Annotated in this window: 13 protein-coding genes; all 13 read left to right on the top strand. The window is 41.6% G+C overall.

The genetic code is table 11. The features are described 5' to 3' along the window. Window positions 1–2: 2 nt before the first annotated feature. The gene (locus tag VSQ32_15465; protein ID MEH2944223.1) at window positions 3–467 is read left to right on the top strand and encodes a flagellar assembly protein FliW; all 465 of its coding nucleotides are present in this window, start codon (window positions 3–5) and stop codon (window positions 465–467) included. A gap of 1 nt (window position 468) precedes the next feature. Beyond that, a complete protein-coding gene (gene csrA / locus VSQ32_15460) occupies window positions 469–684 on the top strand; it encodes a carbon storage regulator CsrA (protein MEH2944222.1) in 216 nt (71 codons plus the stop codon). Between the two features lie 413 nt (window positions 685–1,097). Next, the gene (locus tag VSQ32_15455; protein ID MEH2944221.1) at window positions 1,098–1,292 is read left to right on the top strand and encodes a sigma factor; all 195 of its coding nucleotides are present in this window, start codon (window positions 1,098–1,100) and stop codon (window positions 1,290–1,292) included. Window positions 1,293–1,423: 131 nt separating this feature from the next. Beyond that, on the top strand, window positions 1,424–2,875 hold the full coding sequence (locus tag VSQ32_15450; GenBank protein ID MEH2944220.1) for an IS5 family transposase: 1,452 nt from the start codon (window positions 1,424–1,426) through the stop codon (window positions 2,873–2,875). Between the two features lie 13 nt (window positions 2,876–2,888). After that, on the top strand, window positions 2,889–3,278 hold the full coding sequence (locus VSQ32_15445; GenBank protein MEH2944219.1) for an RNA polymerase sigma factor: 390 nt from the start codon (window positions 2,889–2,891) through the stop codon (window positions 3,276–3,278). A 172-nt stretch (window positions 3,279–3,450) separates the two neighbouring features. Beyond that, entirely contained in the window at window positions 3,451–3,927 is a 477-nt protein-coding gene (locus tag VSQ32_15440) for a flagellar protein FlaG (GenBank protein MEH2944218.1), read from the top strand. 11 nt (window positions 3,928–3,938) lie between these two features. After that, entirely contained in the window at window positions 3,939–5,873 is a 1,935-nt protein-coding gene (gene fliD / locus VSQ32_15435; GenBank protein MEH2944217.1) for a flagellar filament capping protein FliD, read from the top strand. A 15-nt stretch (window positions 5,874–5,888) separates the two neighbouring features. Beyond that, window positions 5,889–6,275 (top strand): flagellar export chaperone FliS, encoded by a 387-nt coding sequence (gene fliS / locus VSQ32_15430; GenBank protein ID MEH2944216.1) that lies wholly within the window; start codon window positions 5,889–5,891, stop codon window positions 6,273–6,275. 1 nt (window position 6,276) lies between these two features. Then, on the top strand, window positions 6,277–6,753 hold the full coding sequence (gene flgN, locus VSQ32_15425; protein MEH2944215.1) for a flagellar export chaperone FlgN: 477 nt from the start codon (window positions 6,277–6,279) through the stop codon (window positions 6,751–6,753). An 87-nt stretch (window positions 6,754–6,840) separates the two neighbouring features. Then, on the top strand, window positions 6,841–8,547 hold the full coding sequence (locus VSQ32_15420; protein MEH2944214.1) for an AAA family ATPase: 1,707 nt from the start codon (window positions 6,841–6,843) through the stop codon (window positions 8,545–8,547). Window positions 8,548–8,803: 256 nt separating this feature from the next. Then, a complete protein-coding gene (locus VSQ32_15415; protein ID MEH2944213.1) occupies window positions 8,804–9,967 on the top strand; it encodes a flagellin in 1,164 nt (387 codons plus the stop codon). A gap of 133 nt (window positions 9,968–10,100) precedes the next feature. Next, window positions 10,101–11,207, top strand: coding sequence for a flagellin (locus tag VSQ32_15410; protein ID MEH2944212.1), 1,107 nt, complete (start codon window positions 10,101–10,103; stop codon window positions 11,205–11,207). 395 nt (window positions 11,208–11,602) lie between these two features. Further along, window positions 11,603–12,613, top strand: coding sequence for an NAD-dependent epimerase/dehydratase family protein (locus VSQ32_15405; protein ID MEH2944211.1), 1,011 nt, complete (start codon window positions 11,603–11,605; stop codon window positions 12,611–12,613). Window positions 12,614–12,619: the final 6 nt, after the last annotated feature.

The raw sequence follows: 12,619 nt of genomic DNA, 5'->3' as shown, positions 1-12,619 counted from the left end.
CTATGCAGATTGAGACACGATTATTCGGAGAGATAGATATAGAAGATGAGAAAATAATCTTTTTTGAAAAAGGCATTATCGGTTTTCCGGACTGCCAGAAATTCACACTGATTTACGATGAAGGAGAGGACGGGGCCCGCAAAGGAATTTCCTGGCTTCAGTCTCTGGATGAGCCCGCATTTGCCCTCCCGGTTATGGATCCGCTGCTGGTGAAAGAGGATTACAATCCTCAGGTGGAGGACGAGGCGCTGGAACATCTGGGGAACCTGACCGCAGAAAATACTTACGTACTGGTAACTGTCACAGCCAAAGAAGACATCACACTGCTGAGTGTGAATCTGAAAGCACCTGTTGTAATCAATACGGATGAACGGAAAGCCCATCAGGTCATTGTAGAAGATGATTTTCCGGTAAAATTCCCAATATACGAGATTTTGAAGGCTAAAAAAGAAAAGGCGGGTGAATAGGATGCTGGCATTAACCAGAAAAAAAGGAGAATCCATCATTTTAAATAATGATATTGAAATCAGTATCCTGGAACTGCGGGGGGATCAGGTGAAAGTTGGAATCAATGCACCGAAAGAAGTTCCTGTGTATCGCAAAGAAGTATATCTTCAGATACAGAAAGAAAATGAGGCCGCTTCTTCAGCAGACAGCCTGACAGCCCTGAAGAGTATTTTATAAGAACAGGTTCACAGAAAGGATGGTATTTCCATTTTTCTGCCAGAAGAACAGAGATTGATTGCAAAAGAAAAAGTCCATGGGAATCAGGGACAGTAAGCTCCTGATTCCCGTGGATTTTTTTTCTTACAGGAAAGACCCTGTCACGCTAAAGCGTGAAAGTATCCCCCGGGCAAGCCTGGTACCACTTAGGATAAATCCGCACTCGGCGCGACAAAATAATTATGCCTGCTCACCCTGTTTTTTATAAAAAATACCGGAATTCTCGGAATACAGGAATTAATTCTTCAAATTTTCCGGCGTGGGGATTGAAAAGGGGCAAAACAATGTGTAAAGTTTATATATAAGATAGCAGCAGAGATTTTGCACCTTTTAAAATTCACAAAAGAGAAAAGAAGTTACTGGAGGGGAGAGATATGTTTCAATATCTGCTTCTGTTGGAAACAGATGAAGAAAGGAAATTTTTTACGAAAATTTATGAGAAGTACCGGGACGACATGTTCCGAATGGCAAACAGCATTCTGCACAATCCTTCCGATGCGGAAGATATGGTGCATGAAACCTTTGTGTTACTGATACAGTATGTGGACCGGATAATTAGTGTCTGCTGATTAGGTTGCAAACACTTGATTTTACTGACTTTTGCCCCGTTTTCTGGTACAATAATTGCAAGGATTTTGACGAAAACAAATCGTTTTTCTTGCAGTTTTTTACAGATTTTGAGTATAAAGGAGCTAAAACAATGTACAAACCGATTGACAAGTTACAGCATTCATTCCTCGATTTCAACCAGCCTATGGGACTCCACATGAATCCGGATAACCGTTGGATCAAACTGGCTGACCGCATCCCATGGGACGAGTTTGAAGTAAAATATGCCAAGCTGTTTCCAAGTGATACGGGCAATGTTGCCAAGCCTCTTCGTATGGCATTAGGAGCTCTGATCATCCAGACCAAGTTCCAGTATTCCGACCGTGAGCTTGTAGAACAGATCGCAGAGAATCCGTATCTGCAATACTTTATCGGGCTTCCTGGATTTCGGGAAGAAGCTCCGTTTGATGCAAGTACACTGGTTCTCTTCCGTAAACGCATTTCCGCAGAGATGCTGATGGAAGTAAACGAGTATCTTCTTTCCCATAAGGATGATGACAAAGATGACCATACTCCTCCATCCGTAGGAAAATCCGGTGATGATGGTACTGCAAAAGAAGATACAAACAAAGGAACGCTGACCCTTGATGCAACCTGTGCACCTGCAAACATACGTTATCCGCAGGACATCTCGCTTTTGAACGAAGCAAGAGAGAAGCTGGAAAACATCATTTACCGATTTTGTAAATGTTATGGTCTTAAGCTGCCCAGAAGATACCGCAAACGCGCCAGAAAAGAGTATCTTGCATTTGCCAAGAGCAGAAAGCACACGGCAAAGAAAATCCGCAGCGCAATCCGCAGACAGCTTGGCTATGTGAAAAGAGATCTTGGCTATTTGGAACAGTTCATGAGTGATGGATACGCCATGGCAGGTAAGGATATCGACTTGTATCTTACCATCATCAAGCTGCATGAACAGCAACAGTATATGTATGATAACAGAGTCCATTCTGTGGAGCATCGCATTGTAAGCATTGCGCAGCCATGGCTTCGACCGATTGTCAGAGGTAAGGTCAAAGCACCTGTTGAATTTGGTGCAAAATTTGATCTCAGTCTTGACAGCGAAGGTTACGGGCGTATCGAAAAAATATCTTTTGAGGCATACAACGAGAGTACCTGCCTGATTGAAGCAATAGAGCGTTTCAAAGAACGTACTGGTTATTATCCGGAACGTGTTCTGGCAGATCAGATATATCGGACCAGGGAAAACAGGAGTTATTGCAAGGAGCATGGGATCCGGTTATCAGGTCCAAAGCTGGGCAGACCAAGTGCCACAGCAAAAGTTGATAAAAAGCAAGAGTATCAGGATAATACCGATAGAATCGAAGTGGAGCGCACCTTCAGCCTGAGCAAACGCTGCTATGGTATGAGCTGCATTACCACAAAACTGGAAGAAACGCAGCTGACTTCTATTGCATTATCTGTATTCGTGACGAATCTGTTCAGGATTCAGAGGCGAATACTTTGCGCTCTTTTGCATCTGTTCCGATTCTGGCATGACCGGAGCAGATGTAAGAGTTGGAAGTTGCAGATAGCTACTTAATCAGCAGACACTAATTAACGCGGAACCTCACAAAGCATGGTATTACATAAAACTCACGTTGCGGCACAGAACGTTCGACCTGTACAGGCAGAGACAGAAGCGAGGGGAAGTGGAGCTGGATGAGTCATGGACACAGGAAGATATTTTTGACAAAGATGTGGCATTAATTCTGGAGGAGGCGGAAGAACAGAAAGCTCTGGTGAGTCTTCTGAAAAAACTGAAAGTTTCCTATCAGGAAGTGCTGATTCTGCAATATTATTATGATATGAGCACGAAAGAGATTGCGGAAGTCCTGGGGAAAACAGAAGATAATGTCAGACATCTGGCCAAAAGAGCCAGGGAAAAGCTGAGGGCCATAGTGGAAGAAAACGGGCTGTGGAATGAGAAAAAGAAAGACAACTGAATCGCTGACGTATGCTGCGGTTTTTGACAGCCTTATCTGAACATGCGGCCAGCCTGCAGACAGAGGGATGTAAGCTGAAAATTAAGGGATAGTTCTTAATTTTTCTGTCAGACGACCGATATATAATAAGAGATAAAACTATAACGGTCATGTTTCACACGGAGGTGATAGTATGGAAGTTCGAAAGGTAAGTACATCATCCGCGCCTTATCAGGGAAGTGGGCCGGAGGTGCCTGTTAAACAGGAAGTGGTTACCAGACAGGAAACTGCAGGAAGCCCTGAAACACCGCAGGCAGAGCGGAAAATGACTTTGCCGGACGCTGTGATTCCGGAGAAAAACAGAGTATTGGAAAAGACCGGGGTTTCAGAGAAAGCAGGAGTTTCAGGAGAAGAAAAGCAAAGTCCCATAGAAGCGCAGGAGATGGCGAAGAAGAAAAACAGCATGAAGCGTGCAGTGGAGGAAGTAAACCGGAAGGCGAAGAACTCAGAACTTATTTTCGGTATACATGACGCCACCAACCGGGTCACCATTAAGGTGGTAGACAAAGGAACCAAAGAAGTGATTCGGGAATTTCCGCCGGAAGAGACGCTGGATATGATTGCAAAAGTATGGGAATTAGCGGGAATTATGATAGATGAACGAGGATAGGAGGAAGAAATATGCCAATCAGACTTTCTGGATTAAATTCAGGACTTGATACGGATGCCATTGTACAGGAACTGGTATCAGCGTATCGTACCAAACAGGATAAATATACAAAGGCTCAGACCAAACTTTCCTGGAAGCAGGAATCCTGGAAAGACATGAATACCAAGATTTACAATTTCTACAGCAAGACCCTGTCAAATATGCGCCGGGTAGGTAACTTTAACAAGAAGACAACTACCGTATCTGACGAGACTAAGGCAAAGGTAACAGCAGGGGCCGGTGTTGTCAACGGAACTCAGACTCTGGAAGTAAAGAGGCTGGCAACTGCCGGGTATCTGACCGGAGGAAAAATTAAGCAGGCTTATGGCGGACAGATTACAAACGATACAAGTCTCTCTGCTCTGGGCGTGAAAAGCGGGAATCTGACTTTTGATGTGGGTGGTGAAAGAAAAACCATATTTGTGAATGCAACAGATACCGTGGCTGATTTGACAAAAGCATTAGGTGAAAAAGGTATTTCTGCAAATTTCGACGTAACCCAGCAGAGATTTATTTTAAGTTCAAAAACTACCGGAGTAGGAAATGATTTCAGTTTTGTAGTAAACGAAGGGGATACGGCAGCATTTAATATGCTGAACAGCCTTGGACTGGCAACAGAAGAGAATTTTGAAGCAGCCGGAGGAGATTATGCGTTCTCATCCAATGGCATGATTTCAGGAAGCAGTAAATTTAATGGTTTGGATCTGGACAGTACCTCTCCGTCAAATGACCTGAACAATCTTCTGGCACTCAGTTATAAAATTCCCACCGGAACCATGAAGTTTAACGTGGGAGGTGTTGAAAAGACAATAACCGTTGATGAGAACAGTACATGGAACAGCCTCATCAATGATTTTGATGCCACCGGCATGAAGCTGGAATACGATTCTGCAAAAGGCGGATTTAACCTGAGTTCCAAAAACGGAACGGATGCCGTGGAACTGGTTGCAGGTAAAGGCCCGGACGGCAAGCCGGATGACAGTTTTAAAGTTGCAGACAGCCTTGGACTGGCTACAAAGAAAGACTATCAGGACGCCGGTGCGGTTGAAACTTCAGGTATGAATCTTGCCACCAAGCAGGATGCTACGAATGCTCAGATTATTCTGAATGGCGCGCTGTTTGAGGGAGAATCCAATGATTTTTCCATCAATGGTCTGAATATTACAGCTACAGGCGTCAGCAATGGAGCAATGACTATTACCACATCCACAGACGTGGATGGTGTCTATGATATGATTAAGAGTTTCTTTAAGGAATACAATGAACTGATGAATTCCATGGAATCTGCTTATAATGCTCCTGCTGCCAAGGGATATGAACCTCTGACGGATGATGAGAAAGAAGCCATGTCCGAGAAGGAAATAGAAAAGTGGGAGACCAAGATCAAAGACTCCATTTTAAGACGGGATGAGACACTGCGCTCCGTAATGAGCAATATGTCCATGAACATGGCAAAAGTTTTTGAGGTAGACGGCAAAAAATACAGTCTTGCTTCTTTCGGAATTAAAACAGCAGGATATTTTAATGCGGCAGAAAATGAGTCTTATGCATATCATATTGACCATGATGAAGATGATGCTGTTTCTTCCGGTAATGATGACAAACTGCGCAAAATGATTGCCGAAGATCCCGACGGAGTGGCAAGTTTCTTTACACAGCTTGCAAATACTGTTTATGACGGCCTTCATGAGAAAATGCAGGCTACCAGTTCCAGCAGTATCTATAAGGTTTACAATGACAAACAGATGCAGGCCGAGTATGACGAATACACCAAGACTATTAAGAAATGGGAAGAAAAATTACAGGCCATGGAAGAAGCCTATTATAAGAAATTTGCTGCCATGGAAACTGCACTTGGAAAACTGCAGTCTCAGACAAATTCACTTTCTTCATTGTTCGGAGGCTGATAAGGAGGACATAACGTGATAGCGAACAGAGGATATGATGCCTATGCAAGGAACAAAATTATGACAGCTTCCCCTGCGGAGCTGACATTGATGCTCTATGAAGGGGCAATCAAATTCTGTAATATTGCGATAGTTGCAATTGAAGAAAAAAATGTGGAAAAAGCACATAATAATATTACGAAAGTTGAAAATATTATTTCAGAATTTTTGTCAACACTGGATCATAAATATGAAGTTGCCAGAGATTTTGAAAATGTTTACAATTACATCATGGACCGTCTGGTCGAGGCAAATCTGAAGAAAGACAAAGAGATTCTGGAAGAAGTGCTGTCCCATCTTCGTACCATGCGCGACACCTGGAAAGAAGTGATGGGGCAGAATAAAGCTGCAAAGGCGGAATAATATGGGAAATGATTATGTAAGCGTTATGATTCAGAGCCTTCAGAAAAAGGTGCAGGTTCTGGATGAAATTATTGAGAAGAATAAAGAACAGCAGCAGATTCTGGAACAGGAAGAGTTTGACGGAGGTGCCTTTGAGCAGAACGTGGAGGAAAAGGGGAACCTGATTGATCACATTAATTTTCTGGATGAAGGGTTCGAAGAACTGTACAGTCGTGTGAAAGCTGTTCTGGAAACAGAAAAACAGGCCCATAAAGAAGATATTCTGCTTATGAAGCAGCTTATCACGGAAATTACGGAGAAATCCGTGACGATTCAGAGTGAAGAAGTTCGTAACCGGAGACTGGTGGAGCGTCGCTTTTCTCAGGAACGGAAAAAAGTAAAAAGTATGAGGAATTCTTCTACGGTAGCGAAGCAGTATTATACCAATATGGCAAAGCTGAATTATGTAGACGCTCAGTTTATGGACAAAAAGAAATAAAAAGCAGATACCCCTCCGGACGGATGTCCGGAGGGGATTGTGTTATGTACAGATGGAAAAACTGATATCCGAAAAGAGGTGAAAATTGTGAAAGAAAGGAAAAAACTCCCGATAGGAGAAGAATTTTTTCGAAATATCAGAACGAAAGGATTCTATTACGTGGATAAAACAGGTTTTATCAGTGAACTGCTGAGAACCAGAGGCAGTGTAAACCTTTTTACGCGTCCCCGGCGCTTTGGGAAAAGTTTAAACCTGGATATGCTGAAAACATTTTTTGAGATTGACACGGATCCTTCATTGTTTGAAGGGCTTGAAATTGCAGAAGAAAAAGAACTGTGTGAACAATATATGGGAAAATATCCTGTTATCTCTGTCAGTCTGAAAGACGTTGGAGGGGAAAACTTTCAGGCTGCATATGATGCGCTGTGTACGGTTGTCAGCGAAGAAGCTGCAAGATTGGATTTTCTTATGAAAAGCGACCGATTAATGCCCCATGATCAGGAAAAGCTGGAACACTTGATAAAAAATCGGTTGGAGAAATCCTCTGATCTCCATCATAGCCTGAAACTGTTAACAAGACTGTTGCGAAAACATTATGGGGTATCTGCTATTGTACTGATTGATGAGTATGATGTGCCGCTGGACAAAGCATATCATAATGGATACTATCTGCAAATGGTAGATTTGATTCGTTCCATATTCAGCCAGGCCCTTAAAACAAATGAGAATCTTGAGTTTGCAGTGATAACAGGCTGCCTTCAGATTGCCAGAGAAAGTATTTTTACAGGACTGAATAATTTCAAAGTTCGGACAGTTTCGGATGTCCGTTTTGCAGAATATTTTGGTTTTACAGATCAGGAAGTAACCAAATTGCTGGACTATTATGATTTGGGAGAGAAGATCGCATTATTCAGAGAGTGGTATGATGGATATCGATTCGGAAATGTTCATGTTTACTGCCCCTGGGATGTACTTAATCAGTGCGATAAATTTTGTGAATCAGAAAGTGCCTGGATGGAATCACATTGGGAGAACAGCAGCAGTAACAGTATTGTGAAAGATATTCTGGAACATTCTACCGAAGCCACGAGAACAGAAATGGAAGCGCTTATATCTGGTGAATCCATAGAAAAACCGCTGATTTCAGGACTGACATATTCAGATTTTGACAACGGGAACAGGCAGAAAAAGCAGATGTATCTGTGGAGTATACTTTATGCAACCGGTTATCTTACAGATGCAGGGGAATCAGCTGGCAGGATTCACGAGCTGGTTATTCCGAACAGGGAAATTCTTGGAATCTATGAAGAAAAAATTCTGGCCTGGTTTGAGAAGAAAATGGTGAGTAATACGGAGCGGTGGCAGAAGTTCTGCACAGCAGTAAAAGAAGGGAATGGGAATACGGTTCAGGTATTGTTCAATAGTTTTATGGAAGAATCCATCAGTATTCGTGATACTTATGTCAGAAAAGAAATGAAGGAAAATTTTTACCATGGAATGCTGCTTGGGCTGATGAGGGCAGAAGAGAGCTGGATTGTAAAGTCAAATGCAGAATCCGGGGTTGGTCATATGGATATTATGCTTATCATTCCATCGGAGAAGACCGGATGTATTATAGAAATAAAATATGCTGAAAACGGAACCTTTGACGCTGCCTGCAGTCAGGCGATGGAACAGATTGAAAAAAAGGGATATGAATCACTTTTGAAACAGGAAGAGATAAAAACAATCTATAAATTTGGCATTGCCTGCTATAAGAAAAGCTGTAAAGTGGCAGTGGAATGCAGTACATGACAAAAAGTAAAATTAAATGTAAAAAAGTATAAACTCTTTTCAAAAAGAACCGATAAAAATAATGTAAGTCAGAAGTGCAACTGTTACAACTGAAGAAAGAGTTGCATAAAGTTTCCGGAAGGCTGTTCAGAAGCCTCAGGGAACAGAACGAAAAACTGCTTCGGCAGAATGGTCATCTGTATTATATACAGGCAGATGATTATAAAAATATCACATGCAGCATGGAAGCTGCGTTAAATTCAAGGAGGAAAACATTATGGCAATGGTAGTACAGCACAATCTTACAGCAATGAACGCGAACCGTCAGTTAGGCGTTACCACAAGCACACAGGCAAAATCATCTGAGAAATTATCATCCGGATACAGAATCAACCGTGCAGGCGATGATGCAGCAGGATTAAAGATTTCCGAGAAGATGAGAAGCCAGATCAGAGGACTGAACAAAGCATCCTCTAACGCACAGGATGGCGTATCATTGATTCAGACAGCAGAAGGCGCGCTGAATGAAGCTCACAGCATTCTTCAGAGAATGAATGAACTGGCAGTACAGGGAGCAAATGACACCAACCAGAACGTTGACCGTGACGCAATCAATCAGGAGTTAAGCGCACTGGTAGAAGAGCTTGACCGTATTTCCGCAACCACACAGTTCAATAAACAGTCTCTGTTAGATGGCAGCTTTACCGGAAAGAACCTTCAGGTAGGAGCAAACCAGAATCAGAAGATTACCATCAATATTGCAGCAATGAATGCAGCAGCAATCGGAATCAAACCTACCCAGGTAGGAGCAATGTCTGGTTATCTGACAACCAATGAAGTTGTGAAGAACCAGAAAGTTAAAAATGAAGCTGGTACCTATACAGCTGCTGATGCGACCACTAAGGCAAGCGGTACAGCTGGTTCTGCAAAGCTGAGAGCATCTATTGCGAACCTTGCAGCATGTACTACACAGGTTGGTGCACTTTATTCTGCAGGTAATACAAAGACAGCATATTTCAAAACAAACAATGGAACCATTACCACATTATCCGGTCTGGTAAGAGCATGTGCAGCAAACCTTGCAGCATGTGCAGCACAGGTTTTCGCAGTTGCAAGCAAGCCGGCTACAACAGTTAGCTCACCGAACGTAAGAGATTACCAGCAGGCAACCGGAACCATTACAATGGTTCAGAATGCAATCAACAATGTATCCAGCCAGAGATCTGCACTTGGAGCATTACAGAACAGACTTGAGCATACAATTGCCAACCTGGATAATGTAGCAGAGAATACTCAGGCAGCAGAATCCCGTATCCGTGATACAGATATGGCATCTGAAATGGTTGAATACAGCAAGAACAACATTCTTGCACAGGCAGGCCAGTCCATGCTTGCACAGGCTAACCAGTCTAACCAGGGCGTACTGTCACTGTTACAGTAATAGTATAATCTTATTAAAAGTTAAGAAGTTTGTTATTCTGCCTGTCAGAAATGGTTATCTGACGGGCAGATGACTATAATATCACATGCAGCATGGAAGCTGCATTAAGTTCAAGGAGGAAAACATTATGGCAATGGTAGTACAGCACAATCTTACCGCAATGAACGCGAACCGTCAGTTAGGCGTTACCACAAGCACACAGGCAAAATCATCTGAGAAATTATCATCCGGATACAGAATCAACCGTGCAGGCGATGATGCAGCAGGATTAAAGATTTCCGAGAAGATGAGAAGCCAGATCAGAGGACTGAACAAAGCATCCTCTAACGCACAGGATGGCGTATCATTGATTCAGACAGCAGAAGGCGCGCTGAATGAAGCTCACAGCATTCTTCAGAGAATGAATGAACTGGCAGTACAGGGAGCAAATGACACCAACCAGAACGTTGACCGTGACGCAATCAATCAGGAGTTAAGCGCACTGGTAGAAGAGCTTGACCGTATTTCCGCAACCACACAGTTCAATAAACAGTCTCTGTTAGATGGCAGCTTTACCGGAAAGAACCTTCAGGTAGGAGCAAACCAGAATCAGAAGATTACCATCAATATTGCAGCAATGAATGCAGCAGCAATCGGAATCAAACCTACTCAGGTAGGAGCAATGTCTGGTTATCTGACAACCAATGAAGTTGTTAAGAATCAGAAAGTTGGTACAAATAATTCTGCAGCTTTAAGAGGATCTATCGGGGCTCTTGCAGCATGTACCGTACAGGTTGGAGCGATTTATTCTGCTAATTCAAAAGGTGTGGCATATTATAAGACCCAGAATGGAACAATTACTACAAATTCTGGAGATGTAAGAACATGTGCTAAGAATCTGGCAATGTGTGCAGCTCAGATCTTTAAAGTTGCAAGCAAACCGGCTACAACAGTTAGCACACCGAACGTAAGAGATTACCAGCAGGCAACCGGAACCATTACAATGATTCAGAATGCAATCAACAATGTATCCAGCCAGAGATCTGCACTCGGAGCATTACAGAACAGACTTGAGCATACAATTGCCAACCTGGATAACGTGGCAGAGAATACTCAGGCAGCAGAATCCCGTATCCGTGATACAGATATGGCATCTGAAATGGTTGAATACAGCAAGAATAACATTCTTGCACAGGCAGGCCAGTCCATGCTTGCACAGGCTAACCAGTCCAACCAGGGTGTATTGTCACTGTTACAGTAATATAAGATTTTTAAAAAGAGTCGGTATATACCGGCTCTTTTTTTATTTATTGGAAGATTATTTATCTTCATTTTCGGGCTCTTTTTACTATATTATAAAAAATAAAAATACGTTATTTTTTAGTGCAAATATAACAAAAAGGACGGGATAAAAGAAAGAAAAATTGGGAAAATATTACATATATTTTGAAAAGCTAAATTATTTTTTTATATGTTCGATATATAATAGAGTGAATGATTCAAGTATCAGGTCTGTTGCAGCATGGAGGCTGCGTTAAATTCAGGGAGGAAGTCATGGCAGAGAGGATCTTAGATCATATTTCTAAAAAATTTTTAATTGAAGACGGAATGTTATAAAAACCAGAAGAATTGCTTTGCAGAAGTGGTTCTTTGGTTTTGGTAGCAGAATTAAGAGGTTGGCATTTGTCAGCTTTTTTGTTTGCATTACAGGGAATAATAAGAATTTTATCTGATATTTTTACTGTAATTGTAAATAGGATAAGGAAAACAGATATGTTAAAAATTTTGATTACCGGCGGAAGCGGGTTTATAGGGCGCAATGTAATAGATTTCCTGGCGAGGAAAAATGAAAAATATATAGTATATGCGCCCTCCAGTAAAGAGTTGGATTGTTTGAATGAGAAACAGGTAACACAATATCTGGAAAAACATCATTTTGATTATGTGCTGCATTTTGCAGTATATGCGAAACGTCCGGATAACCAGAAAGACGATACAAAAAAAGTGGAATATAATCTGAGAATTTTTTTGAACTTTGCACAAAATATAAATTTATATGGAAAAATGTTTTATCTGGGTTCCGGGGCAGAATATGATAAAAGATTTCCCATAGTCAAAGTGAGAGAAGAAACTGTTGGAGCCACGATTCCGGTAGATACTTATGGACTGATGAAATATACAATTGGTCAGCTGATAGAGAGCAGTCAGAATATCTATAATTTTCGGTTATTTGGTATTTTTGGAAAATATGAATATTATCCTCTTAAATTCATATCTAATGTGTGCTGTAAAGCGATTAAGAATTTGCCATTATCAATAAGTCAGGATGTTTGTTTTGATTATTTGTGGATTGAAGATTTTTGCAGAATGCTGGAGTGCTTTCTGCAAAATGAGCCGAAATATCATACTTATAATCTGGTATCAGGAAAAACTGTCCGGCTGAGTGAGATTTGTCAGATTGTTTTAAAAGTGAGCAAAAAAGATTTGCCGGTACTGATATGCAGAGAAGGAATGGGAAATGAATATACAGCACGATGTGACCGTTTTCTGGACGAGTTTCCCCAATTCGAGTATACACCTTTGGAAAAAAGTATAGAAAAATTATATGACTGGTATGAAAATAGCGCAGATATTGATATATATGAACTTTTATATTGCGCAAAATAACGGAAG

The sequence above is a fragment of the Lachnospiraceae bacterium JLR.KK002 genome, assembly GCA_036941025.1.
In the GTDB taxonomy this organism is placed as follows: domain Bacteria; phylum Bacillota; class Clostridia; order Lachnospirales; family Lachnospiraceae; genus Petralouisia.
This window is presented reverse-complemented; position numbering and strand designations above follow the sequence as displayed.

Bases quoted from the DNA above. Each gene is read 5' to 3' on its own strand.
- VSQ32_15465 (MEH2944223.1), top strand. From the start codon at position 3: ATGCAGATTGAGACACGATTATTCGGAGAGATAGATATAGAAGATGAG.
- csrA (MEH2944222.1), top strand. From the start codon at position 469: ATGCTGGCATTAACCAGAAAAAAAGGAGAATCCATCATTTTAAATAAT.
- VSQ32_15455 (MEH2944221.1), top strand. From the start codon at position 1,098: ATGTTTCAATATCTGCTTCTGTTGGAAACAGATGAAGAAAGGAAATTT.
- VSQ32_15450 (MEH2944220.1), top strand. From the start codon at position 1,424: ATGTACAAACCGATTGACAAGTTACAGCATTCATTCCTCGATTTCAAC.
- VSQ32_15440 (MEH2944218.1), top strand. From the start codon at position 3,451: ATGGAAGTTCGAAAGGTAAGTACATCATCCGCGCCTTATCAGGGAAGT.
- fliD (MEH2944217.1), top strand. From the start codon at position 3,939: ATGCCAATCAGACTTTCTGGATTAAATTCAGGACTTGATACGGATGCC.
- flgN (MEH2944215.1), top strand. From the start codon at position 6,277: ATGGGAAATGATTATGTAAGCGTTATGATTCAGAGCCTTCAGAAAAAG.
- VSQ32_15415 (MEH2944213.1), top strand. From the start codon at position 8,804: ATGGCAATGGTAGTACAGCACAATCTTACAGCAATGAACGCGAACCGT.
- VSQ32_15410 (MEH2944212.1), top strand. From the start codon at position 10,101: ATGGTAGTACAGCACAATCTTACCGCAATGAACGCGAACCGTCAGTTA.